We start from the raw sequence: 24712 nt of genomic DNA, 5'->3' as shown, positions 1-24712 counted from the left end.
CGGGGCATGACGGCGGTTCAAGAACGGTCGGCGGCTTCAGACGCCCAGCTTCAGGTTCCCAGTTTCAACTCGCAGGCGGCCTTCTCGCCGCCCGCTCACACCGGCATGTTGTCGTGCTTGCGCGGGGGCTGCTCCAGCTTCTTGGTGCGGAGCATGGCGAGCGCGCGGGCGAGGCGGCGGCGGGTGGAGCGCGGCGTGATGACCTCGTCGATATAGCCCCGCTCGGCGGCGACGAAGGGCGAGAGGAAGCGCTCTTCGTAATTCTTGGTCTGGGCGGCGATCTTCTCCGGGTCGCCCATGTCGGAGCGGAAGATGATCTCCACCGCGCCCTTGGCGCCCATCACCGCGATCTGGGCGGTGGGCCAGGCATAGTTCACGTCCGCGCCCACATGCTTGGAGGCCATGACGTCATAGGCGCCGCCGAAGGCCTTGCGGGTGATCACGGTAACGAGCGGCACGGTCGCCTGCGAATAGGCGAACAGGAGCTTGGCGCCGTGCTTGATGAGGCCGCCGTATTCCTGCGCCGTACCGGGCAGGAAGCCGGGGACGTCCACGAAGGTGACGATCGGGATTTCGAAGGCGTCGCAGAAGCGCACGAAGCGGGCCGCCTTCCGGGAGGCGTCACTGTCGAGCACGCCCGCGAGAACCATGGGCTGGTTGGCGACGAAGCCCACCGTGCGCCCCTCGATGCGGCCGAAGCCGGTGAGGATGTTCTTGGCGTAGGCCGCCTGGATCTCGAAGAAGTCGCCCTCGTCCACGACCTTCAGGATCAGCTCCTTCATGTCGTAGGGCTTGTTGGGATTGTCCGGCACCAAAGTGTCGAGGCTGGCGTCGGTGCGGCCGGGATCATCGAAGGAGGGCCATTCGGGCACGCCGTCGATGTTGTTGGCGGGCAGGAAGTCGATGAGGCGCCGGGTCTCCAGCAGCATCTCCACGTCGTTCTCGAAGGCGCCGTCGGCCACCGAGGACTTGGAGGTATGCACCTTGGCGCCGCCCAGCTCCTCCGAGGTGACGGTCTCGTTGGTCACCGTCTTCACCACCTCGGGGCCGGTGACGAACATGTAGGACGTGTCCCGCACCATGAAGATGAAATCGGTCATGGCAGGGGAGTAGACGTCGCCGCCGGCGCACGGCCCCATGATGAGCGAGATCTGCGGAATGACCCCGGAGGAGATCACATTTCGCTTGAAGACTTCACCGTAACCCCCAAGCGCAGCAACGCCTTCCTGGATGCGGGCGCCGCCGGCGTCGAACAGGCCGATGATCGGGGCGCGGGTCTTCAGGGCCAGGTCCTGGATCTTGGTGATCTTGCGCGCGTGCTCCTCGGAGAGGGAGCCGCCGAACACCGTGAAGTCCTTGGCGAAGACGAAGACCTTGCGGCCGTTGACGGTGCCCCAGCCGGTGACCACGCCGTCGCCGGGGATCTTCTGATCCTCCATGCCGAAGTCGACGCAGCGGTGCTGCACGAAGGTGTCGTATTCCTCGAACGTGCCGCGATCGAGCAGCAGGCTGATGCGCTCGCGGGCGGTCAGCTTGCCGCGCGCGTGTTGCGCCTCGATGCGCTTGATGCCGCCACCGAGGCGGGCAACGCCCCGCCGGCTCTCGAGCTCCTCAAGGATGTCCTTCATGCCGAGCGCCTTTCATTGAGGCCAGAGATGGATTGAGACTAGCGGGTTCCTGCGGCCGAGCCAGAGCTTTCAGGCTTGGCCGGCAGCCAGTTCCCGCAGCTGCGTCCCAATTCGGCTAACAGGAGTTGCGGCGCATTGGAATATGTGAAAAATTGACATAGCGAATTGTAAATCATTCACAATCCTGAACTCGAAGCTCTGGCGGTACAGGACGTTGGGTCAGGTGCGTCGCAAAGCCCTGGAGCGGCCATGCGTCAGAAAGTGTTTGCCGGCCATGCGGTACGCCGGCTGCGCGAGAAGCTGGGGCTGAAGCAGGGCGAACTCGCCCAGCGGCTCGCCGTCTCACCCTCCTATATCAACCAGATCGAGAGCAACCAGCGCCCGCTCACGGCCTCGGTGCTGATCGCCATCTCGCGCACCTTCGCCGTGGACATCACCTCCTTCGGCGCGGAAGACCTCGACCGGCTGGTGGCCGACCTGCGCGAGACGGCGGCGGACCCCCTGTTCAAGGATCTCGACCTTGGCCTTCAGGACATGAAGGCGGTGGCGAACCTCTCCCCGGCCTTCGCCCACGCCTTCCTGCGGATGCACGTCGCGCTGCGGCGCACGGCGGAGTGGCGCGCATCCCTCGACGACATGATCACGGCCGGCGTCACGCCGGGTGCGGACGAGGCGAAGCTGATCCCCTATGAGGAGGTCCGCGACTTCTTCCATTACATTGACAATTACGTGGATAGCCTTGATCGTGCTGCGGAAAATGCCGCAATAGCCCTCGGCATCATGGACGGCGGCGAACCCGGCGCAGCCATCGCCGCCCACCTCGCCCGGCGCCACCAGGTGCAGGTGGAGATTGGCCCGGCGGACCCCGACGCCCCCCTCTCCCGCTACGATCCACGGGCGCGGCGGCTCGTGCTCTCCGGCGTTCTGCCGGCGGCGACGCGGGCCTTCCGCATGGCCGTCACCATGGCTCAGCTGGAGCATGGGGCGCTGGTGGAGCACACCGTATCCTCCGGCGCCTTCCGCAGCCAGACGGCGGCGGAGATCTGCCGGCTGGCGCTGCAGAACTATTTCGCAGGTGCGTTGATACTTCCTTACCGCCGCTTCCTCGACCTCGCCCGCCGCCTGCGGCACGATCTCGACCGCATGGTGCTGGAGACGGGCGCGAGCCTGGAGCAGGTGTGCCACCGCCTCTCCACCCTTCAGCGTCCGGGGGCCAAGGGCGTGCCCTTCTATTTCGCCAAGGTGGACCGGGCCGGCAACATCACCAAGCGGCACTCGGCGACGCGCTTCCAGTTCGCCCGCCATGGCGGGGCCTGCGCGGCGTGGAACGTCCACGAGGCGTTCGAGGTCGCCGGCCGCACGCTGGTGCAGGTGGGCGAGATGCCGGACGGCGCCCGCTACATCTGCCTCGCCCGCGCGGTGTCGAGCCCGGCGCTGCGCCATGGCCAGCCGGCGCGGGCCTATGCCTTCGGCCTCGGCTGCGAGGTCTCGTTCGCGCACGACATCGTCTATGCGGATGGGCTGGATCTGAAGGCCGCGCCGGTGGCGAAGCTCGGCGTCTCCTGCCGCATCTGCCCGCGCCGGGACTGCGACCTCAGAGCCTTCCCGCCCCTCGATCGGGACATCCGCATCGACGAGAACGTGCGCGACATCGTCCCGTTCACCATCTCCTGACGCAATTCGGCCGTGCCTGCGCTTGCGAAAGGCCTTGCCTGCGCACACGAAACGCCATGAGGGCCGGTTTAAAGTATGGTCATCGGCTCGATGCGAGTCGCATGGGAGTGAACCATGAGGGTGCTGAAGCTGGCCGGCTGGGTTACCGGCTTGGCCATGGCGGGGATCGTTTCGGCGCAGGCAGCGCCGGCCTTCTCCACGGCAAACGTCAACATCCGGACGGGGCCGGATACGGAATTCCCCAGCCTCGGTGTCATTCCCGATGGCTCGCCCATCGAGGTGGAGGGCTGCCTCCAGGATGAGTCGTGGTGCGACGTCATCTGGCAGGATTTCCGCGGCTGGGTGTACAGCGAATACATCGGCTACGAGCAGCAGGGCCGCACCGCGGTGCTGCCGGACTGGGGCCTCGCGGCTGTCGGCGTGCCGGTGGTGGCCTTCGCGGCCTCGCAGTATTGGAACACCTATTACGTCAACCGGCCGATCTATGTGAACCAGCCCTGGTATGCCGATCGCTGGCGCTGGGAAGCCTATAATCCGCGGCCGCGTCCCGGCTGGGGCCCGCCGCCTCCCGGCCCGCGTCCGCCCGGCTGGTGGCGCAGCAATTACGTCCCGCCTCCGGGCATGCGCCCGCCGCCGGACGCCCCGCGCCCGCCGCCCAACTGGGGCCAGCCCGGCTATCCCGGCAGCCCCGGCTATCCTCCGGGCCGTCCCGGCTATCCCGGCGGACCGGGTGGTCCTGGTGGCCCCGGCTATCCGGGCGGTCCCGGCTATCCCGGCGGACCCGGTGGTCCGGGTGGCCCCGGCTATCCTGGTGGTCCTGGCTATCCCGGCGGTCCCGGTCGTCCGGGCGGTCCCGGCGGCCCCGGTCAGGTGCAGCCCGGCCAGCCGGGTGGTCCCGGTGGACCGGGTGGTCCGGGTCAGCCCGGCGGTCCCGGTCGTCCGGGCGGTCCCGGCGGCCCGGGTGGTCCCGGACAGGTTCAGCCCGGCCAGCCGGGCGGTCCTGGTGGCCCGGGTGGTCCGGGTCAGCCCGGCGGCCCGGGTGGTCCTGGGCAGGTTCAGCCCGGCCAGCCGGGCGGTCCTGGTGGCCCGGGTGGTCCGGGTCAGCCCGGCGGTCCCGGTCGTCCGGGCGGTCCCGGCGGCCCCGGTCAGGTGCAGCCCGGCCAGCCGGGCGGTCCCGGTGGCCCGGGTCAGCCCGGCGGTCCCGGTCGTCCCGGCGGCCCGGGTGGTCCTGGGCAGGTTCAGCCCGGTCAGCCGGGTGGTCCCGGTGGCCCGGGTGGACCGGGTCAGCCCGGCGGTCCCGGTCGTCCGGGCGGCCCCGGTGGTTCCGGACAGGTGCAGCCCGGCCAGCCGGGCGGTCCTGGTGGCCCGGGTCAGCCCGGTGCCCGACCGGGGCAGGTGTCGCCGGCCGAGCGCCAGCAACAGCTGCGCCAGCAGCAGCAGGAGCTGAACCAGCAGCGCCAGCAGCAGCAACAGCAGATGCGCCAGCAGCAACAGCAGATGCAGCAGCGTCAGCAGGAGCAGATCCAGCAGCGTCAACAGCAGCAACAGCAGATGCAGCAGCGTCAGCAGGAGCAGATCCAGCAGCGCCAGCAGCAGCGTCAGCAGCAACAGCAGCAGATCCAGCAGATGAACCAGCAGCGTCAGCAGGAGATGCAGCAGCAGCGCCAGCAGTACCAGCAGCAGCGCCAGCAGCTGATCCAGCAGCAACAGCAACAGCGTCAGCCCCCGCAGCAGCAGGCGCCGCAACAGCGCCAGCAGCCGCAGGGTGGCGGCGGCGGCAACCGCTGCCAGGGGCCGGACTGCCCCCAGCCCCGCTGAACGAACAGGAGAGCCCGGCCGCAACGCCGGGCTCTTCGCTTTCCGGGGCCCGCCCATCGACGCGGGATGAAAGGCGGGCTATGGGGCTGCCCATGTCCGATTTTCCCCGCAACGCCGCGCCCGTGCTGCGCTTCGCCCCGTCGCCCACCGGCCTGATCCATGTGGGCAACGCCCGCACCGCGCTCCTTAATGCGTTGATCGCCCGGCGCTCCGGCGGCACCTTCATCCTGCGCTTCGACGACACGGACGCCGCCCGCTCCCGCGCCGAATATGCGGACGCCATCGCCGCCGACCTCGGCTGGCTCGGGATTGCGCCCGACATCACCGTCCGCCAGTCCGACCGGATCGCCGATTACGCGGCGGCGGCGGAGCGGCTCAAGGCCATGGGCCGCCTCTATCCGGCCTATGAGAGCGAGGAGGAGCTGGACCTCAAGCGCGGCCTGCAGCGCGCCCGCGGCCTGCCGCCGGTCTATGACCGTGCCGCCCTCGCGCTCACTCCGCAGGACCGTGCCCGGCTCGAGGCCGAGGGCCGCCGTCCGCACTGGCGCTTTCGGCTGGAGCATCGCGTGGTGGCATGGGACGACGGCGTGCGCGGCCCGCAGCAGGTGGACACCAGCACCCTCTCGGACCCCGTGCTGGTGCGCGCCGACGGCAGCTTCCTCTACACGCTGCCTTCGGTGGTGGACGATCTGGCGCTCGGCGTCACGCAGGTGATCCGCGGCGAGGACCACGTCACCAATACGGCGGTGCAGATCGAGATCTTCGCGGCGCTGGGCGGGCCGGTGCCGGGCTTCGCTCACCACAATCTGCTGACGCTGCCTTCAGGGGAAGGCCTCTCCAAGCGGCTCGGCCATCTCTCCCTTTCGGCGCTGCGCGAGGCGGGGCAGGAGGCGCTGGCGGTGGCCGCGCTGTCCGTGCTGGTGGGCACCTCCCATGCGGTGGAGCCGGTCGCCGACCTCCACGCGCTCGCGGCCATGGTGGACCTTGCCGCCATCTCCCGGGCGCCCGCCCGGTTCGATCCGGCGGACCTCGACGCGCTCACCGCCCGCACCCTGCACATCATGCCCTTCTCCGCCGCCGCCGCGCGGTTAGAGGCGGCCGGCATCGAGGGCGGCGAGGCGTTCTGGCTGGCGGTGCGCGCGAACCTCTCCCGCTTCGATGACGCGCGCGGATGGTGGGAGATCGTCGCCGCCCCTCAGGCGGGCGTGATCGCCGAAGACGACCGCGCCTTCCTCACCGAGGCCGCCAACCTGCTGCCGGCGGAGCCGTGGGATGGCGCGACGTGGAAGGCGTGGACGAGCGCGGTGAAGGCTGCCACCGGGCGCTCGGGGCGTGGCCTGTTCCACCCGCTGCGCCTCGCCCTCACCAGCCGCGAGACGGGGCCGGAACTCGCCGCGCTGCTACCGCTGATGGGCCGCGCGCGGGCGGAGGAGCGGCTGAGGGGCGGGGTGGGGTAGGGGGCGGGTGTCGCCCGCCCGCCGGGGCGCGGTCCGCCCATCGGCGGCAGGGACCGGATGAGATTGTCCGCGCCACACCTCCCGCCGTCGCCCTCCGGCTTGACCGGAGGGCCGATCCCGCCGGTACGGAAGCCTCCGGGGGCGGGACGAGCGTCTCCATGGGGCCTCCGGACAAGCCGGAGGACGACGGTATCAATCCTGTCCTATTCTCAGTTCAGCGGGACCGTCACGAACTCCTGCTTGCCCTCGCCGTCGGAGACGAGGAACAGGGCCGAGCGCTTGCCGGCCTTGCGCAGGGCGTCGATCTGCTTCTCCACGTCGGCGGGGCTTGCCACCGCTTCCTGGCCCACCTGCACGATGACCTGACCCGCCTTCAGCCCCTTGTCCGCGGCGGGGGAGGAGCGGTCCACGTCGGTGATGACCACGCCGGAAATCTCGCTCTTGATGCGGTAGCGCTTGCGCAGGTCGTCGCTCATGGCGGAGAGCTCGATGCCGAGGGCCTTCTTCGGCGGCACCTTCTGCGCCTCGGGGGCCGGCTTGGAGGCGTCCGGCTTGTCGTCCTCGGGCATGCGGGCGACCTTGACGCGCAGGGTCTCCTCCTTGCCCTTGCGGATGACCACCACCTCCACCTCGGTGTCGGCCATGGTGTCGGCCACCGTGCGGGTGAGGTCGCGCACTTCCTTGATGTCGCGGCCGTTGAACTTGACGATCACATCGCCGGCCTTGACGCCGCCCTGGGCGGCCGGGCTGTTCTCCGTCACCACGCCGATGAGCGCGCCGCGCGGCTTGCCGAGGCCGAGGCTCTCGGCGATGTCTTCGGTGACGGGCTGGATGCGCACGCCGATCCAGCCGCGCCGCACTTCCTTGAACTGCTCGATCTGGGCCAGCACCGGCTGGGCGGTGGCGGAAGGCACGGCGAAGCCGATGCCGATGGAGCCGCCCGAGGGGGAGATGATGGCGGTGTTGATGCCGATCACCTCGCCTTCCATGTTGAACAGCGGGCCACCGGAATTGCCCCGGTTGATGGCCGCGTCGGTCTGGATGAAATTGTCGTAGGGGCCGGAATTGATGTCGCGGTTGCGGGCGGAGACGACGCCCACCGTGAGCGTGCCGCCGAGGCCGAACGGGTTGCCGATGGCCATCACCCAGTCGCCCACGCGCAGCTTCTCGCTGTCGCCGAACTTTACCGCCACGAGGGGTCTGGGCGGGTTCACCTTGAGCAGCGCGAGGTCGGTTTTGGCGTCGCGGCCGACCACCTCGGCCTTCAGCTTCGAACCGTCGTTGAAATTGGCGAAGACCTCGTCGGCGTCCGAGATGACGTGGTTGTTGGTGACGATGAAGCCGGACGGATCGATGACGAAGCCGGATCCGAGCGAGGAGACGCGGCGCGAGCGCTGCTCGCCGCCATCGTCCGGGCGGCGCTTGAAGAATTCGTCGAAGAAGTCCTCGTAGGGCGAGCCTGGCGGCAGTTGCGGCGCGGGCACCGAGCGGGAGGGGGCGACGTTCTGCGAGGTGGAGATGTTCACCACCGCGTCCATCACTTTCTCGGCCACGTCCGCCACCGTGTCCGGTCCCTTGCCGGGCGCGGCATGAAGCGGCGCGCTGCCAATGCCGGCGAGGGCCACCGCCGCCGCCAGAAGCAGCGCGGGCAGCCGGGACCGGCGGGGAAGGCGGCGGGAAGGCACGAACGGTGCGGGCATGGCTGTCCTCGAGATCATCCGCAGAGGCTGCGACGCCGGCGCGCCGGGCGCAAGCCCCGCGCCGCTCACGATCCGGCGGGTTGGGAGGCAAGCTTCGGGGACGATTGCGGCGATCTTTTCGCAATCGTCATCACCCGCCTTGTGCGGGTGATCCACTGCGCCGCCAGACGGCTTCCGGGATACCGGGCATCCCGGCGGCCCGAAAGTGGATCGCCCGGACGAGCCGGGCGATGACACGGGGACAAATCGGTGCGGGAGAGAAGGTGTGGGAAGGTGGGGCCGATCCGACCGGCCCCGCATTCAGAAGCTGCGCACGAGGAACACCAGAAGCACCCCCAGTGCGCCGACGCCGAGGCCGGCGAGGCGCATGGGGGTTTCCGGGGCGTGCAAGACCGCCTTCATGGCCTTGCGCCACGCCACCGGGAAGGCGGCGAGGCACAGGCCCTCGATGGCCAGCATGAGGCCAAGGGCAGCCAGAAGGTCCTTCATGCCGCCCGCCGGGCCGGTCAGTTGCCGGCCGAAGGCAGCGCGACGGGCGCGCCCGCTACGGGGCCTCCCGTCGGGCTCTGGAAGAAGCGGAAGAAGTTCGAATCCGGCGCCAGCAGCATGCGGGTGTCGGACGACTTCATGCTCGCCTCATAGGCCTGCATGGAGCGGTAGAAGGCGAAGAAGTCCGGGTCGCGCTGGTAGGCATCGGCGAAGATGCGGTTTCGCTCCGCATCGCCTTCACCGCGCAGCTGCTCGCCCTTGGAGTTCGCCTCCGCGACCACGATGGTGACCTCGCGGTCGGCGCGGGCGCGCAGGCGCTGGGCGGCCTCGTTGCCCTGGGCGCGAATTTCCGCCGCTTCCCGCTGGCGCTCGGTCTGCATGCGCTGGAACACCGCCTGGCTGTTGGCCTCCGGCAGGTCGGCGCGGCGGATGCGCACATCCACCACGGTGATGCCGAAGTTGGCGGCCTCGCGGTTCACCTGCTCGTTGATCTGCCGCATCAGCCCCTCGCGCTGGTCGCGCACGACGCTGGTGAAGGTGTTCTCGCCGAGCACGCGGCGCAGGGCCGAGTTGAGCACCGTGGAGAGGCGGGAGTTGGCGCCCTGCACCGTGCCCACCGCCTGGTAGAAGCGCAGCGGGTTGGTGATGCGGTAGCGCGCGAAGGCGTCCACCACGAGGCGCTTCTGGTCCGCCGCGATCACTTCCTGGGAGGGGTTCTCCAGGTCGAGGATGCGGTTGTCGATATAGACCACGCTGTCGATGAACGGCACCTTCCAGTGCAATCCGGGCGCGGTCACGGGCGCCAGCGGATCGCCGAGGCGCAGCACCAGCGCCTGCTGGGTCTGGCTGACGATGTAGGCGGACGAATAGATCAGGATGAGGGCGACGACGCCAATGACGGCGATGACGCCGCCGAGGACCGGGTTTCTCATCGGGCGGCTCCCTGGGGCTGCGTGGCGGGCGCCGGGGTGCGGCGGAACTGATCGGCAAGGGGCAGGACCGGCACGACCCCGCCACCGCCGCTCTGGCGGCTCGCGGAGGGATCGATCAGCACCTTGTCCACGCTGCCGAGCACGCGCTCCATGGTTTCGAGGTACATGCGCTGACGCGTGACCTCCTTGGCCTTCTGGTATTCGTCGAACACCTTGAGGAAGCGGGCGGCCTGGCCGCGGGCCTCCACCACGGTCCGCTCGCGATAGGCCTGGGCCGCATTCTCGATGCGGGAGGCCTCGCCGCGGGCTTCGGGCAGCACGCGGTTGGCGTAGGTCTGCGCCTCGTTCTGGGAGCGCTCGGCGTCGGCGCGGGCGGCCTGCACGTCGCGGAAGGCGTCGATGACCTGGCTGGGCGGATCGACCTTCTGCATCTGCACCTGGGTGATCTGCACGCCGGCCTTGTAGCTGTTGAGCACCTGCTGCATCAGCTCCTGCACGCCGGTCTCGATGCCCTGGCGGGCGCCGGTGAGGATGGGCTGGATATTGGTGCGGCCGATGACCTCGCGCATGGCGCTCTCGGCCACCGCCTTGATGGTGCCCTCGGGGTTCTGCACGTTGAAGAGGTATTCTTCGGCGTTGTTGATCACCCAGAACACCGAGAAGTCCACGTCGACGATGTTCTCGTCACCCGTGAGCATCAGGCTCTCCTCGGCCACGTCCGTCATGCGGGTGCCGGTGCGGCGGGTGTCCTCGCTGACCCGCATGCCGATGTCGATGCGGTTGACGAAGGTCACCTTGGGGGTGAGCACGGTCTCGATGGGGTAGGGCCAGTGATAATTGAGGCCCGGCTGGGTGATGCCGACGAACTTGCCGAAGCGCAGCACCACGCCCTGCTCGTCGGGCAGCACGCGATAGAAGCCGGAGAGGAACCAGCCGGCCACCACGAGCGCGATGACGAGGATGATGCCATTGGTGCCGAACGAGCCCGGCATGATGGAGCGCAGGCGATCCTGGCTGCGGCGGATCAGGTCTTCAAGGTCTGGCGGCGTCGGTCCCGATGAAGAGGGCCCCGAACCCCAGGGACCCCGCGGCCCATTACCCCATGGGCCGCCACTCTGATTCTTCCACGACATCCGTCGTCTCCCGTGGGCGGTGCCGCCACCGGCACCCGCGTCGCTGATCCTGCCACCGGCGCGGCTGCGGACAGGCCGCAGGCTAGCACGCCGCCCGCAGCGGGTCGTCCGAGGCGATCAAGCTCCGCAGGGAGCGCGTCGACCGGGAAGACCCGTTCGGCGGGAGGGACCTCGACGTGGCATGCCGCGTCTGGCCTGCCCCGCCGGGCCAGGTGGTTATAGGAAACCGCGCACCGCCTTTCAACGCGATGCGCGGTCAGCTCGAACCGCAGATAAGGTTGACCTCGCGCTTACGCAACGGGAGGGCTGGAGACCTGGAGACGTTCTCCTGCGGCCTGGGCGCGCGCCTGGGTGGCCGCGCCACGAAAATGGTCGAGCACGAACAGGCGGATGGCGGAGGAAAGATTCCCCTGCGAACGGCCGGAATCGATGGTCGCCACGAGATCGGACAGGGTGAGCCGGCGGCCGCTCGCAATCTCCTTCAGAGCCTCCCAGAAGGCATCCTCGAGACTGACGCTGGTCTTGTGCCCGGCTATGACGATGGATCTTTTAACCACGGGGCTTTTCATGTTCATCCCTCTCGGTCAGGGCGTGGCCCTCAAGGTGGCGCTCTTGCCGCACGAGCTCGTCCGCCTGCTGCTGACGCTCAGCCTTGGTCCGACCGAATCGGATCCGGTTCTGGCTGGCTGCCGCATCAGCCGCCTGACGGGCCCGCGCCTTGCGCGCCCGGTGAAGATTGACCACGTCGCCCAACGCTTGCCTCACCTTGCCGTCGGATTCCTCCGCGCCGACGGCAGATGATCTTCTGTACGGCCGGCGTCACGCGTCAGGCCACTTAGCCCGCCGAAGAATTTTACCTCATCGGGCACGGTCAAGATATGGCTAAATTCCGAGGAGGTAACATCCCTCTGATACCTCTCTGGAACTATTTTAGGGTGGAACTGCGCCTCCCCCAGCGGGCGCGAGCTGTGCTAAGGACCGGCCCGCCCGCGTCTTAAGGAAAGGCCCGCCATGACCACCCGCACAGAGACCGACACATTCGGTCCCATCGAAGTTGAATCCGACCGCTACTGGGGCGCGCAGGCGCAGCGCTCGCTCGGCAACTTCAAGATCGGCTGGGAGAAGCAGCCGCTGCCGGTGGTGCGCGCGCTCGGCATCGTCAAGCGGGCCGCGGCGGAAGTGAACCGCGACCTCGGCCGCCTCGATCCCAAGATCGCTGACGCCATCGTCGCCGCGGCGCAGGAAGTGATCGAGGGCAAGCTCGACGCCCACTTCCCGCTCGCCGTCTGGCAGACCGGCTCCGGCACCCAGTCGAACATGAATGCGAACGAGGTGATCTCGAACCGGGCCATTGAGATGCTCGGCGGGGAAATGGGCTCCAAGAAGCCCGTGCATCCCAACGATCACGTCAATATGAGCCAGTCGTCCAACGACACCTACCCGACCGCCATGCACATCGCCTGCGCGGAGGAGATCGTCCACCGCCTGCTGCCGGCGCTGAAGCACCTGCATGGCGCGCTCGCCGCCAAGTCGGCGGAGTGGAAGGACATCATCAAGATCGGCCGCACCCACACCCAGGATGCGACGCCCCTGACGCTGGGCCAGGAATTCTCCGGCTACGCCCAGCAGGTCGAGAACGGCATCAAGCGCATCGAGATGACCCTGCCGGCGCTGATGGAGCTGGCGCAGGGCGGCACCGCCGTGGGCACCGGCCTCAACGCCCCGGTCGGCTTCGCCGAGCAGGTGGCGGCGAAGATCGCTGGCATCACCGGCCTCGCCTTCACCTCGGCGCCCAACAAGTTCGAGGCGCTCGCCGCCCACGACGCCATGGTGTTCTCGCACAGCGCCATCAACACGGTGGCGGCCTCGCTGTTCAAGATCGCCAACGACATCCGCCTGCTCGGCTCCGGCCCGCGCTCCGGCCTCGGCGAATTGTCGCTGCCCGAGAACGAGCCCGGCTCCTCCATCATGCCGGGCAAGGTGAACCCCACCCAGTGCGAGGCGCTGACCCAGGTCTGCGTGCAGATCTTCGGCAACAACGCCGCGCTCACCTTCGCCGGCAGCCAGGGCCATTTCGAGCTGAACGTCTACAATCCGGTGATGGCCTACAACTTCCTCCAGTCCGTGCGCCTGATGGCGGACGCGGCCATCAGCTTCACCGACAATTGCGTGGTCGGCATCGAGGCGCGCGAGGACAACATCAAGGCGGCGCTGGAGCGCTCGCTGATGCTGGTCACCGCGCTGGCCCCGAAGATCGGCTATGACAACGCCGCCAAGATCGCCAAGACCGCGCACAAGAAGGGCACGACCCTGCGCGATGAGGCCGTGGGCGGCGGCTATGTCACCAACGAAGAGTTCGACGAGGTGGTGCGGCCGGAGAAGATGATCTCTCCCGGCTGATCGCAGTCCGCAGCGTAGAGGGTTCGGCGGCGGCACCCCGGCACGGGTTGCCGCCGCCTTCGTTTTCGGGCCTGCTCCGCCGGCGCGGACGAGGGCAGGGGACTGGAGCAGGGGACTGGAATGGCGGACTTCACCGAAATCGACATCGCGGCGCTGAACCCCACCCAGCTCACGCTGGGGCTGCAGGAGGTGGAGCGGCGCGCCGCGCAGATGCGCAAGCTCTCCCAGCGCGAGTTGAGGGCGCTGAAGGAAGACAAGGCTGTGCCCTATGTGATCGGGCCGAAACGCCGGCTCTACATCATCGACCATCACCATCTGTGCCGGGCGCTGCTTGCTGTCGGCGAAGAGACGGTGTTCCTCGGTGAGGCGCGGGCCGACTGGTCGGACCTCGACCTCAAGGCCTTCTGGCACCGCATGGAGACCGAGGGTCTGTGCTGGCCCATCGACGTGGACGGCAATCGCCGCCCCTGCGTCAAGATTCCGGCCCACGTGAGCGCGCTCACCGACAACCCTTGGCGCACGCTCGCCCGCGGGGTGCGCGGGATGGCCTATGCCAACGAGGACACGCCGTTCCAGGAATTCATGTGGGGCAATTACTACCGCTCCTTCATGACCACCCGCCTGCTTGAGACTGACATCGTTATGGCGGAGAAGCTCGCCATCAAGGTGTCTCTGCTGGATGAGGCGCAGGATCTGCCGGGCTATCTCGGCAAGGCGTGAGGATGGGGGATCCGGATTGTCCCGGAACCTTTCTCGACCTTCGCCGTGTTATAAGCACGCCGCTGCCACGCTGCGGCGACAGGGGAGGGGCCACATGTCCATCGTTCTTCGTGAATTCGCCCGCCTCCGGGCGCCGCTCTTCGCCGTGCTGGCCGCGCTCATGCTGGCGGGATGCGGCATCAATGTGATTCCCACCGAGGAGGAGCGCGCCAAGGCGGCGTGGAGCGAGGTGCTGAACCAGTACCAGCGCCGCTCGGACCTCATTCCCAATCTGGTGGAGACGGTGAAGGGCTATGCCGCCCAGGAGAAGGACGTGCTGACCTCGGTGATCGAGGCGCGCGCCAAGGCCACCTCCATCAGGGTGGATGCCTCCACCATCACCAATCCCGAGCAGTTCAAGCAGTTCCAGGACGCGCAGGCGGGCCTCTCCTCCGCGCTGGGGCGGCTGATCGCGGTGTCGGAGGCCTATCCGGACCTGAAATCCAATGCCAACTTCCTCGCCCTCCAGTCTCAGATCGAGGGCACCGAGAACCGCATCGCCGTGGCGCGGCGCGACTATATCGAGGCGGTGCGCGTCTATAACACCGAGCTGAAGACCTTCCCCGGCGCGCTGTGGGCCGCCACCCTCTATCGCGCCTACAAGCCCATGGAGACCTTCACCATCTCCGAGCAGCAGATGCAGGTGCCCAAGGTGAAGTTCAACTGAGGCCGGAGTGACGGCGATGGGCGAGGAGAAAGCCCGCCGGGTGGCCCAGCCACGCGCCTTTGCGATCCCGGCCCGGCGCTTCGTGCCCGTGCTGGCCGGCCTGGTGGCGCTGTGCCTCGCCATCGCGGCCGGAGCCGTCGCGCCCGCCCGCGCGGAGCTGACCTTCCCGCCCCTCACCGGACGGGTGGTGGACGCCGCCCATGTGCTCGACGCCGCCACCCTCGCCGCGCTGGATGCCAAGCTCGCGGCGCAGGAGGCGCGGGCCACCGACCAATTGGTGGTGGCCACCATTCCCTCGCTGCAGGGCACCTCCATCGAGGACTACGCCAACCGCCTGTTCCGCACCTGGCAGATCGGGCAGGCGAAGAAGAACAATGGCGTCCTCCTTCTCGTCGCCCCCAACGAGCGCAAAGTGCGCATCGAGGTGGGTTACGGGCTGGAAGGCATCCTCACCGATGCGGTCGCCTCCACCATCATCCGCAACGCCATCGTGCCCGCCTTCAAGTCCGGCGACATGGCGGCCGGGATCGTCAAGGGCACGGACGCGATCATAGAAATCCTGAACCTCGATCCGGACGAGGCGAAGGCGCGGGCGAAGACGCTGGAATCTTCCGACTGGACCGAGGAGGAGGTGGACAACCTCATCTTTCTCGCGGTGATGGTCATCTTCATGGGGTTCATCATCTGGCGCGTCATGCGCGGGGGCGGGCCGGGCGGTCCGGCCGCCCGCAGGCGGCGCGACGGGGCGGTGGCCGGCGGACCGATCGCTTGGGAATGGGGCACGGGCAGCAGCTCCGGCTGGTCCGGCGGGTCTTCGGGCGGCGGCTGGTCGGGCGGCGGAGGCTCCTCCGGCGGGGGCGGCGCTTCGGGGGACTGGTAGGTCGCGCCGGCTCCGCCCTTGCGATTTTACCGCGCGCCTGCAAACTGCCGATCCCGCCGTCGCGGGGGGAGAGCTTTGGATGGACCCGCAATCCGCCACGACGACCACCACCCAGGATGCCGGCCGCTACGGCCTGCCGCAGCACGCGCTCCAGCGCATCGCCGAGGCGGTGACGCTGGCGGAGGCCAAGACGTCTGCTGAAATCCGCGTGGTGGTGACCCGGGCGCCGCTGGTGCAGCACTCATTCTTCTCCATCCTGTGGGCCTCGCTGGCGGCGCTGGTGCTGCCGTGGCTCGTCGTGCTCGCCTATCCCATGCCGGCGCTGTCGGCTCTGGCGCTGCAGTCGGTGCTGTTCGTGCTACTCGCTGCCGCGCTGCTAATGCCGGGCGTCGCGGAGAAAGCCATCCCCCGCCTCGCGCTCAAGGCGGCCGCGCGCAACGCGGCCATCGAGACCTTCCTGAGCTACGGCATTCCCCAGACCAAGGGCCGCACCGGCATCCTGATCTTCGCCGCCGCGCGCGAGCGCCTCGTGGAAGTGGTGGCGGACGACGCGGCCCATGGCCCGCTGGGCGCCGCCGCGTGGCGCGACATCTGCGACACGGTCGCCGCCCGCGCCCGGCAGGGCAGCCTTGCCGAAGGGCTCGTGGCGGGGGTGGAGAAGGCGGGCGAACTCCTCGCCGGCCCCCTGCCGCGCCGGCCGGGCGACAGCAATGAGATGCCCAACCATGTGGTGGTGCTCTGATCGGAGCCGCCCTTTTGGATTGTATTATTTTATTGAACTCGTTTTAGTTGTAATGTCCGGCCCGGCCACCTTTTGGGGGGTGGTTTTGGGGAGGACATCATGCTGGTTACCGTCAATCCGGTGGACGCCAAAGGTCAGGCCTACAGCATCACGCTTGAGAAGACCGCCGTTGACAAGGGCTTCATCCGCATTGATCCCGATGGGCCCAAGGATGTGACCATCATCAAGCTCTACGACCTGCGGGCCAGCGGCCCCGCCGCCATCCTCTGCCGGGGGGACGCGCCGGGACCCGACGTCACGGTCGCCTGCCGCCTGCTCTCCGCCGGGAAGTCCACTCCGCCAAAGCTCCAGGTGGAGATCAGTGGCAGCCTCTTCCGGCTTTATGACGGCACATACGACTATGCGATCACGCCGGAAGAGTTCGAGAGCGTCCTCGCCTTTCTCGAGGCCGCTGCCTTTCCGCCGGTGCCGGCCGAGGTGTGACGGGCAAACTTCGGCCCCGGGACGCTTTAGCCGAAGGTCGTGCGGCGTCGCCGATTCTGAGGGGCGCGAGCGCCTTTCCATCGGCCGCGCCGCAGCATAGATTGCGCGCCCGAGCCTTCGGGGCTCATCCAAGGCAAAGGGCTTCCTCTCATGACCAAACCCGCCGTTCGCGTCGCAGTCACGGGCGCCGCCGGTCAGATTTGCTATTCTCTTCTTTTCCGCATCGCCAACGGCGACCTGTTCGGCAAGGACCAGCCGGTCATCCTCCAGCTTCTCGACCTTCCCCAGGCGCAGGGTGCCGTGAAGGGCGTGGTGATGGAGATCGAGGATTGCGCCTTCCCGAATTTCGCGGGCGTGGTCATCACCGATGATCCGAAGGTCGCCTTCAAGGACATCGACGCAGCGATTCTCGTCGGCGCCCGTCCGCGCTCGAAGGGCATGGAGCGCGCCGACCTCCTCTCCGCCAACGCCGAGATCTTCAAGGTCCAGGGCGCGGCGCTGAACGAGGTGGCCAAGCGCGACGTGAAGGTGCTGGTGGTCGGCAACCCGGCCAACACCAATGCCTACATCACCGCCAAGAGCGCCCCGGACCTGCCGGCCCGCAACATCACCGCCATGCTCCGCCTCGACCACAACCGCGCTTTGTCGCAGTTCGCGGCGAAGGCTGGCGTCGAGAGCAAGGACATCGAGAAGGTGGCGGTGTGGGGCAACCACTCCCCGACCATGTATGCCGACTACCGCTTCGCCACCGTGAAGGGCAAGCCGCTGCCGGAGCTCATCAACGACGAGACCTGGTATCGCGAGACCCTGCTGCCGACCGTCGGCAAGCGCGGCGCCGCCATCATCGAGGCCCGTGGCCTGTCGTCTGCGGCCTCCGCCGCCAACGCCGCCATCGACCATATGCATGACTGGATCCACGGCACCGCCGGCAAGTGGGTGTCCATGGGCGTCGCGTCCGATGGCTCCTACGGCGTGCCCGAGGGCATCGTTTTCGGCATGCCTGCCATCTGCACCGCGGGCGAGTACGAAGTGGTCCAGGGCCTGCCCATGGACGACTTCTCCAAGACCCAGTTCGACAAGACCCTCAAGGAACTGCTGGAAGAGCGCGACGGCGTCGCCGCCCTTCTCGCCTGATTCCCTTAAAATCGCCCCCACCCGCGCCGCGGGCGGGGGCATTTGTTAAAAAAGTATGAATTACCGGCAGGGTGGGGGCGATTTGTGACTGCGGTCACGCCTTCGTAAGCCTCAAAGCCGCGTATTTGCGGGAAAGTCGGCGCGATCCTTATTGACGTTCGGCGACTCTCCGGTTAGAAGCAGCCCACTTTCGCGGCAGGCGGTCGGCGTCTGAGTGATTGGTCCCTTCGAAATCAGCGCTTCCAAGTGCTTGAAGGGGCGATCTTGAAGCCGAAACGCTGCCAGGAACAGCACTGCGATAACTTCAGGTGCATGATCGCGGCGCCGGCCGGGAAAAAAGCCCCGGTATAGCGCGCTGTGATCCTCTGTCGCGAGAAAGGCGTGTCTGCCCCCTTTTGGGCGGTGGACGGCGCCTTTCGTGTTCGTTGGTGCGAAGGGAATTCGGGCCCCGTCGGGGCCGATCGTGGCGATCCCAAAAGGGTCGTCGAAATGAAGGAATGCGGCCAAGGCCGCAGATCAGGACGAGGCGAAGGCGTACATGCCGACGATCAACCAGCTGATCCGTAAGCCGCGCGAAGCGCAGAAGGCGCGCGACAAGGCGCCGGCGCTTCAGTCGAGCCCGCAGAAGCGCGGCGTTTGCACGCGAGTTTACACGACGACCCCGAAGAAGCCGAACTCGGCCCTTCGTAAGGTCGCCAAGGTGCGGCTCACCAACAGCTACGAAGTGATCGGCTACATCCCCGGTGAAGGTCACAACCTTCAGGAACACTCCGTGGTGATGATCCGTGGCGGCCGCGTGAAGGATCTTCCCGGCGTGCGCTACCACATCCTGCGTGGCGTTCTGGATACCCAGGGCGTGAAGAACCGCAAGCAGCGCCGTTCGAAGTACGGCGCGAAGCGGCCGAAGTGATAGTGAGGATCTGAACGATGTCCCGTCGTCACAAGGCCGAGCGCCGCGAAGTCATCCCGGACGCCAAGTATGGCTCGACCACCCTGTCGCGCTTCATGAATTCCGTCATGCGCGACGGCAAGAAGTCGGTTGCCGAAGGCATCGTCTATGGCGCCCTCGACGTGGTCGAGGCCAAGGCGAAGCATGATCCGGTCGAGGTCTTTATTCAGGCGCTCGAGAACGTGGCCCCTGCGGTGGAAGTTCGCTCCCGCCGCGTCGGTGGCGCCACCTACCAGGTCCCGGTCGAGGTGCGCACCGAGCGTCGCCAGACCCTCGCGATCCGCTGGCTCATCGCCTCGGCCCGCGCCCGCAACGAGAAGACCATGGTGGAGCGTCTCTCCGCCGAGCTGCTCGATGCTGCCAACAATCGCGGCTCCGCCGTGAAGAAGCGCGAAGACACGCACCGGATGGCCGAAGCCAACCGCGCGTTCTCGCATTACCGCTGGTGATCGGAGAGGACTGAGCAATGCCCCGGACTCACGCGATCGAGGACTACCGCAACTTCGGCATCATGGCCCACATTGATGCCGGCAAGACCACGACCACCGAGCGGATCCTCTATTACACCGGCAAGAGCCACAAGATCGGCGAAGTCCATGATGGCGCTGCCACCATGGACTGGATGACCCAGGAGCAGGAACGCGGCATCACCATCACGTCTGCCGCGACGACTGCGATCTGGCAGGGCAAGCGCCTGAACATCATCGACACCCCCGGCCACGTGGACTTCACCATCGAGGTGGAGCGCTCGCTCCGCGTGCTCGACGGCGCCGTGTGCGTGCTTGACGGCAACCAGGGCGTCGAGCCGCAGACCGAGACCGTGTGGCGCCAGGCGGACAAGTACAACGTGCCGCGCGTCGTGTTCGTCAACAAGATGGACAAGATCGGCGCCGACTTCTACCGCTGCGTCGAGATGATCGTGGACCGCGTCGCCGGCAACCCGGTGTGCTGCCAGCTCCCGATCGGCTCGGAGAACAACTTCAAGGGCATCATCGACCTCGTCCGCATGAAGGCGGTCGTGTGGGAAGATGAAGCCCTCGGCGCCAAGTACCATGACGAGGAGATCCCCGCGGATCTCGCCGACAAGGCTGCCGAATACCGCAACAAGCTGGTGGAAGCCGCCGTCGAACTCGACGACGACGCCATGGCTGCCTATCTCGACGGCACCGAGCCGGACGAGGCGACCCTCAAGCGCCTGATCCGTCTCGCAGTCATCGGCCGCAAGTTCAACCCCGTGTTCTGCGGCTCGGCGTTCAAGAACAAGGGCGTGCAGCCCCTGCTCGACGCGGTGGTGGACTATCTGCCGTCGCCGATCGATCGCGGCGCGATCAAGGGCATCGACTTCAAGACCGAGGAAGACACCGTGCGTCTTCCCTCGGACGAGGAGCCGACCTCCGTGCTCGCGTTCAAGATCATGGACGATCCCTTCGTCGGCACCATCACCTTCTGCCGTGTCTACGCCGGCAAGATGGAAACCGGCATGGGCCTGCTCAACTCCACCCGCGACAAGCGCGAGCGCGTCGGGCGGATGCTGCTGATGCACGCCAACAACCGCGAAGACATCAAGGAAGCCTATGCGGGCGACATCGTCGCCCTCGCCGGCCTCAAGGATGTGCGCACGGGCGATACCCTCTGCGATCCGGCCAAGGCCGTGATCCTGGAGAAGATGGAATTCCCCGAGCCGGTCATCGAGATCGCGATCGAGCCGAAGTCCAAGGCTGACCAGGAGAAGCTGGGCATCGCCCTCTCCAAGCTGGCTGCCGAGGACCCGTCCTTCCGCGTGTCGACCGACTTCGAGAGCGGCCAGACCATCCTCAAGGGGATGGGCGAACTGCACCTCGACATCAAGGTCGACATCCTGAAGCGCACCTACAAGGTGGACGCCAACATCGGCGCTCCGCAGGTCGCCTATCGTGAGACCCTCACGAAGAAGACCGAGGTGGACTACACCCACAAGAAGCAGACCGGTGGTACCGGCCAGTTCGCGCGGGTGAAGTTCACGGTGGAGCCGAACGAGGCCGGCAAGGGCTTCGCTTTCGAGAGCGCGATCGTCGGCGGCGCGGTGCCGAAGGAGTACATCCCGGGCGTCCAGAAGGGCCTCGAGAGCGTGCTTGGCGCCGGCGTGCTGGCGGGCTTCCCCGTGGTGGACGTCAAGGTGACGCTCACCGACGGCGCGTTCCACGAAGTGGACTCGTCGGCCCTGGCGTTCGAGATCGCGTCCCGCGCGGCGTTCCGCGAGGCCCTGCAGAAGGGCACCTCGGTGCTGCTTGAGCCGATCATGAAGGTCGAGGTGGTGACCCCGGAAGACTACACCGGCTCGGTCATCGGCGACCTGAACTCGCGTCGTGGCCAGATCCAGGGCCAGGACATGCGTGGCAATGCGAACGTCATCAACGCGATGGTGCCGCTGGCCAACATGTTCGGCTACGTGAACACCCTGCGCTCCTTCAGCCAGGGCCGCGCCACCTTCACCATGCAGTTCGACCACTACGAGCAGGTGCCGTCGAACGTCGCTCAGGAGGTCCAGGCCAAGTACGCGTGATCGCGTTGGCCTGAACCCCACTTCACCCTTTCGGATCACGCCAGAGAGACCCAACGGAGAGTCCCATGGCCAAAGAGAAGTTCAACCGCTCGAAGCCGCACTGCAACATCGGCACGATCGGTCACGTTGATCACGGCAAGACGTCTCTGACGGCTGCGATCACGAAGATTCTTGCGGAGTCCGGCGGCGCGACGTTCACGGCGTACGACCAGATCGACAAGGCGCCGGAAGAGAAGGCGCGCGGCATCACGATCTCGACCGCTCACGTTGAGTACGAGACCAACAACCGCCACTACGCGCACGTCGACTGCCCCGGGCATGCCGACTATGTGAAGAACATGATCACCGGCGCGGCGCAGATGGACGGCGCGATCCTGGTGGTGTCGGCGGCCGACGGCCCGATGCCGCAGACCCGCGAGCATATCCTGCTCGCCCGTCAGGTGGGCGTGCCGGCGCTGGTGGTGTTCCTGAACAAGTGCGACATGGTGGACGATCCGGAGCTCCTGGAGCTCGTGGAGATGGAGGTGCGCGAGCTCCTCTCGAAGTACGACTTCCCCGGCGACGACATCCCGATCATCCGCGGCTCGGCGCTTGTTGCGCTGGAGAACGGCGATCCGGAGCTGGGCAAGAACGCGGTGCTGAAGCTGATGGAGGCGGTCGACGCCTACATCCCGCAGCCCGAGCGTCCCATCGACCTGCCGTTCCTGATGCCGATCGAGGACGTGTTCTCGATCTCCGGCCGCGGCACCGTGGTGACCGGCCGCGTCGAGCGCGGCATCATCAAGGTGGGTGAGGAAGTCGAGATCGTCGGCATCCGCCCGACGGTGAAGACGACGGTGACCGGCGTCGAGATGTTCCGCAAGCTGCTCGATCAGGGCCAGGCTGGCGACAACGTCGGCATCCTGCTGCGCGGCACCAAGCGCGAGGACGTGGAGCGCGGCCAGGTGGTGTGCAAGCCGGGTTCGGTGAAGCCGCACACGAAGTTCAAGGCCGAGGCCTACATCCTGACGAAGGAAGAGGGTGGTCGTCACACCCCCTTCTTCACCAACTACCGCCCGCAGTTCTACTTCCGCACGACGGACGTGACCGGCGTGTGCACGCTGCCCGAAGGCACCGAGATGGTGATGCCGGGCGACAACGTGTCGATGGACGTGCACCTGATCGTTCCGATCGCCATGGAGGAGAAGCTGCGCTTCGCCATCCGTGAAGGCGGCCGTACGGTTGGCGCCGGCGTCGTCGCTGCCATCATCGAGTGATCAACGCGAACGAAACGCGCTGCGCATCGGCGTGCGCGTTTCCTCTTCCTGGAGTCAATTGAGCCATGAACGGCCAGAACATTCGAATTCGCCTGAAGGCGTTCGATCACCGCATCCTCGATGCGTCGACGCGCGAGATCGTCGCCACGGCCAAGCGCACGGGCGCGCAGGTGCGCGGCCCGATCCCGCTGCCCACGCGGATCGAGAAGTTCACCGTTAACCGTTCCCCTCACATCGACAAGAAGTCGCGTGAGCAGTTCGAGATGCGCACCCACAAGCGCCTGCTCGATATCGTCGATCCGACGCCCCAGACGGTGGACGCGCTGATGAAGCTCGACCTCGCCGCCGGCGTTGACGTCGAAATCAAGCTCTGACGTGGTGCGAGGAGACACGACCATGCGGTCAGGCGTCATCGCCCAGAAGGTCGGCATGACCCGCATCTTCACCGATGCTGGCGAGCACGTGCCGGTCACTGTGCTGAAGGTTGAGAGCTGCCAGGTGGTTGCCCACCGCACGCTCGACAAGAATGGCTATGTCGCGGTCCAGCTCGGTGCTGGCCGGCGCAAGCCGAAGAACGTGACCCGCGCCGAGCGCGGCCACTTCGCCGTGGCTCAGGTTGAGCCCAAGCGGAAGATGGCCGAGTTCCGCGTGCCGGAAGACGGGCTCATCCCCGTCGGTGCCGAGATCACCGCTGACCACTTCGTCGTGGGCCAGTATGTGGATGTCACCGGCACCACCATCGGCAAGGGCTTCGCCGGCGGCATGAAGCGCCACAATTTCGGTGGTCTTCGCGCCTCGCACGGCGTCTCCATCTCGCATCGTTCGATCGGTTCGACCGGCGGCCGTCAGGACCCCGGCAAGACCTTCAAGAACAAGAAGATGCCCGGCCACATGGGTGACGTCACCGTCACCACCCAGAACCTGAAGGTCGTGATGACCGACGTCGAGCGCGGCCTCATCGCCGTCGAAGGCGCCGTTCCCGGCCATGCGGGTGGCTGGATCACCGTGCGCGACGCCGTGAAGAAGAGGTTGCCCGCCGAGGCCCCCAAGCCCGGCGCGTTCAAGCTCGGCAACGGTTCGGACGCGGCCCCCGCCGCTGAAGCCGCCAATGAGGAGGGCGCGTGATGGAACTCACCGTCAAGACGCTCGACGGCTCCGAAGCCGGCTCCGTGACCCTGTCCGACGCGATCTTCGGCCTTGAGCCGCGCGCGGACATCCTGCACCGTTGCGTGACCTGGCAGCTCTCCCGCCGCCAGGCCGGCACGCACCGCACCAAGGGCCGTTCGGAGATCAACCGCACGTCCAAGAAGCTGTACAAGCAGAAGGGCACCGGCAACGCCCGTCACGGCGCCGCGTCCGCTCCGCAGTTCCGCGGCGGCGGTCGTGCCTTCGGCCCGGTGGTGCGCTCGCACGCCATCGACCTGCCGAAGAAGGTCCGTGCCCTCGCGCTGAAGCATGCGCTCTCGTCGAAGGCGAAGGCCGAGCAGATCATCGTGCTCGACACCGCCAACCTCGCCGATCCGAAGACCAAGGCGCTCAAGGATCGGCTTGAGAAGCTCGGCATCTCGTCCGTTCTCTTCGTGGACGGCGCCCAGGTGGAGCAGAACATCGCGCTCGCGGCGCGCAACCTGCCCTACGTGGACGTGCTGCCCATCCAGGGCATCAACGTCTATGACATCCTGCGCCGCGACACCCTGGTCCTGACCAAGGCCGCCGTGGACGCGCTGGAGGCGCGCTTCAAATGAGCACGCGCAACATCGAACCGCGTCATTACGACGTGATCGTCTCGCCCGTCATCACCGAGAAGGCGACGACCGCGAGCGAGCAGAACAAGGTTGTCTTCAACGTCGCGAAGACCGCTTCCAAGCCTTCCATCAAGGAAGCCGTGGAGAAGCTTTTCGACGTGAAGGTCAAGAGCGTGAACACGCTGGTCCGCAAGGGCAAGACGAAGATCTTCAAAGGCCGCAAGGGCGTCCAGAGCGACGTCAAGAAAGCGGTCGTGACCCTCGAAGAGGGCCAGAAGATCGACATCACCACGGGCCTCTGAGAGCCGAGGGGAACGGGATAAG

The 24712-nt window shown here is 67.3% G+C and carries 25 protein-coding genes; 18 read left to right on the top strand and 7 right to left on the bottom strand.

Going from position 1 to position 24712, the window contains the following annotated elements; translation table 11 throughout:
* Positions 1 to 95: 95 nt before the first annotated feature.
* Positions 96 to 1628, bottom strand: coding sequence for an acyl-CoA carboxylase subunit beta (locus V5F63_RS15570; RefSeq protein WP_394028222.1), 1533 nt, complete (start codon positions 1626 to 1628; stop codon positions 96 to 98).
* Between the two features lie 249 nt (positions 1629 to 1877).
* Here V5F63_RS15570 and V5F63_RS15565 point away from each other — a divergent pair, with 249 nt between their 5' ends.
* The 3 genes from V5F63_RS15565 to V5F63_RS15555 all read left to right on the top strand — a co-directional run bounded on the left by V5F63_RS15565 (position 1878) and on the right by V5F63_RS15555 (position 6577).
* The gene (locus V5F63_RS15565) at positions 1878 to 3302 is read left to right on the top strand and encodes a helix-turn-helix domain-containing protein (RefSeq protein WP_209483642.1); all 1425 of its coding nucleotides are present in this window, start codon (positions 1878 to 1880) and stop codon (positions 3300 to 3302) included.
* 114 nt (positions 3303 to 3416) lie between these two features.
* A complete protein-coding gene (locus V5F63_RS15560; protein WP_394100946.1) occupies positions 3417 to 5120 on the top strand; it encodes an SH3 domain-containing protein in 1704 nt (567 codons plus the stop codon).
* A gap of 92 nt (positions 5121 to 5212) precedes the next feature.
* Positions 5213 to 6577 carry a glutamate--tRNA ligase gene (locus V5F63_RS15555; RefSeq protein ID WP_394100947.1) on the top strand — a complete coding sequence of 455 codons (1365 nt, stop codon included), beginning with the start codon at positions 5213 to 5215 and terminating at the stop codon, positions 6575 to 6577.
* Positions 6578 to 6786: 209 nt separating this feature from the next.
* Here the strand turns inward: V5F63_RS15555 and V5F63_RS15550 are convergent, their stop codons facing one another.
* From V5F63_RS15550 to V5F63_RS15525, 6 genes are all read right to left on the bottom strand, one after another.
* Complete coding sequence (locus V5F63_RS15550; protein WP_394100948.1) at positions 6787 to 8277, bottom strand: DegQ family serine endoprotease; 1491 nt, start codon at positions 8275 to 8277, stop codon at positions 6787 to 6789.
* A 300-nt stretch (positions 8278 to 8577) separates the two neighbouring features.
* A complete protein-coding gene (locus V5F63_RS15545; protein ID WP_209483635.1) occupies positions 8578 to 8766 on the bottom strand; it encodes a DUF2065 domain-containing protein in 189 nt (62 codons plus the stop codon).
* 17 nt (positions 8767 to 8783) lie between these two features.
* A complete protein-coding gene (gene hflC, locus V5F63_RS15540) occupies positions 8784 to 9698 on the bottom strand; it encodes a protease modulator HflC (RefSeq protein WP_209483633.1) in 915 nt (304 codons plus the stop codon).
* Positions 9695 to 10831, bottom strand: a complete 1137-nt coding sequence (gene hflK, locus V5F63_RS15535) for an FtsH protease activity modulator HflK (RefSeq protein WP_209483630.1) — start codon at positions 10829 to 10831, stop codon at positions 9695 to 9697. The genes hflC and hflK overlap by 4 nt, the downstream gene beginning before the upstream one ends.
* A 290-nt stretch (positions 10832 to 11121) precedes the next feature.
* A complete protein-coding gene (locus V5F63_RS15530) occupies positions 11122 to 11400 on the bottom strand; it encodes a ribbon-helix-helix domain-containing protein (RefSeq protein ID WP_209483628.1) in 279 nt (92 codons plus the stop codon).
* Positions 11381 to 11575, bottom strand: coding sequence for a DUF4169 family protein (locus tag V5F63_RS15525; RefSeq protein ID WP_348634387.1), 195 nt, complete (start codon positions 11573 to 11575; stop codon positions 11381 to 11383). Before V5F63_RS15525 ends, V5F63_RS15530 begins: the two co-directional genes overlap by 20 nt.
* A 267-nt stretch (positions 11576 to 11842) precedes the next feature.
* Here V5F63_RS15525 and fumC point away from each other — a divergent pair, with 267 nt between their 5' ends.
* The 15 genes from fumC (at position 11843) to V5F63_RS15450 (ending at position 24690) form a co-directional block, all read left to right on the top strand.
* Positions 11843 to 13231, top strand: coding sequence for a class II fumarate hydratase (fumC, locus tag V5F63_RS15520; RefSeq protein WP_394028227.1), 1389 nt, complete (start codon positions 11843 to 11845; stop codon positions 13229 to 13231).
* A 120-nt stretch (positions 13232 to 13351) separates the two neighbouring features.
* On the top strand, positions 13352 to 13951 hold the full coding sequence (locus V5F63_RS15515) for a ParB-like protein (RefSeq protein WP_394028228.1): 600 nt from the start codon (positions 13352 to 13354) through the stop codon (positions 13949 to 13951).
* Between the two features lie 94 nt (positions 13952 to 14045).
* Positions 14046 to 14657, top strand: coding sequence for a LemA family protein (locus V5F63_RS15510; RefSeq protein ID WP_209483621.1), 612 nt, complete (start codon positions 14046 to 14048; stop codon positions 14655 to 14657).
* Between the two features lie 16 nt (positions 14658 to 14673).
* Positions 14674 to 15537, top strand: coding sequence for a TPM domain-containing protein (locus V5F63_RS15505; RefSeq protein WP_394100949.1), 864 nt, complete (start codon positions 14674 to 14676; stop codon positions 15535 to 15537).
* 79 nt (positions 15538 to 15616) lie between these two features.
* Positions 15617 to 16279 carry a TPM domain-containing protein gene (locus tag V5F63_RS15500; RefSeq protein ID WP_209483617.1) on the top strand — a complete coding sequence of 221 codons (663 nt, stop codon included), beginning with the start codon at positions 15617 to 15619 and terminating at the stop codon, positions 16277 to 16279.
* Between the two features lie 99 nt (positions 16280 to 16378).
* Entirely contained in the window at positions 16379 to 16762 is a 384-nt protein-coding gene (locus V5F63_RS15495; RefSeq protein ID WP_394028230.1) for a hypothetical protein, read from the top strand.
* Positions 16763 to 16912: 150 nt separating this feature from the next.
* On the top strand, positions 16913 to 17896 hold the full coding sequence (locus tag V5F63_RS15490; RefSeq protein WP_209483613.1) for a malate dehydrogenase: 984 nt from the start codon (positions 16913 to 16915) through the stop codon (positions 17894 to 17896).
* 538 nt (positions 17897 to 18434) lie between these two features.
* Entirely contained in the window at positions 18435 to 18806 is a 372-nt protein-coding gene (gene rpsL / locus V5F63_RS15485; RefSeq protein ID WP_012171083.1) for a 30S ribosomal protein S12, read from the top strand.
* Between the two features lie 17 nt (positions 18807 to 18823).
* Positions 18824 to 19294 carry a 30S ribosomal protein S7 gene (gene rpsG / locus V5F63_RS15480; RefSeq protein WP_024278437.1) on the top strand — a complete coding sequence of 157 codons (471 nt, stop codon included), beginning with the start codon at positions 18824 to 18826 and terminating at the stop codon, positions 19292 to 19294.
* A gap of 17 nt (positions 19295 to 19311) precedes the next feature.
* Positions 19312 to 21387 carry an elongation factor G gene (gene fusA / locus V5F63_RS15475; RefSeq protein WP_209483611.1) on the top strand — a complete coding sequence of 692 codons (2076 nt, stop codon included), beginning with the start codon at positions 19312 to 19314 and terminating at the stop codon, positions 21385 to 21387.
* Between the two features lie 65 nt (positions 21388 to 21452).
* Positions 21453 to 22643: an elongation factor Tu gene (gene tuf / locus V5F63_RS15470; protein ID WP_029557786.1), complete on the top strand. Its 1191-nt coding sequence runs from the start codon at positions 21453 to 21455 to the stop codon at positions 22641 to 22643.
* A 65-nt stretch (positions 22644 to 22708) separates the two neighbouring features.
* Complete coding sequence (gene rpsJ, locus V5F63_RS15465) at positions 22709 to 23017, top strand: 30S ribosomal protein S10 (RefSeq protein WP_012113701.1); 309 nt, start codon at positions 22709 to 22711, stop codon at positions 23015 to 23017.
* Between the two features lie 22 nt (positions 23018 to 23039).
* Positions 23040 to 23768, top strand: coding sequence for a 50S ribosomal protein L3 (rplC, locus tag V5F63_RS15460; RefSeq protein ID WP_209483609.1), 729 nt, complete (start codon positions 23040 to 23042; stop codon positions 23766 to 23768).
* A complete protein-coding gene (rplD, locus tag V5F63_RS15455) occupies positions 23768 to 24388 on the top strand; it encodes a 50S ribosomal protein L4 (protein ID WP_209483608.1) in 621 nt (206 codons plus the stop codon). Before rplC ends, rplD begins: the two co-directional genes overlap by 1 nt.
* Positions 24385 to 24690: a 50S ribosomal protein L23 gene (locus tag V5F63_RS15450; protein ID WP_168458253.1), complete on the top strand. Its 306-nt coding sequence runs from the start codon at positions 24385 to 24387 to the stop codon at positions 24688 to 24690. The genes rplD and V5F63_RS15450 overlap by 4 nt, the downstream gene beginning before the upstream one ends.
* The last annotated feature ends 22 nt before the right edge of the window (positions 24691 to 24712 follow it).

Origin of the sequence: Xanthobacter wiegelii (genome assembly GCF_043193855.2) — a bacterium.
GTDB classification, from domain to species: domain Bacteria; phylum Pseudomonadota; class Alphaproteobacteria; order Rhizobiales; family Xanthobacteraceae; genus Xanthobacter; species Xanthobacter flavus_A.
This window is presented reverse-complemented; position numbering and strand designations above follow the sequence as displayed.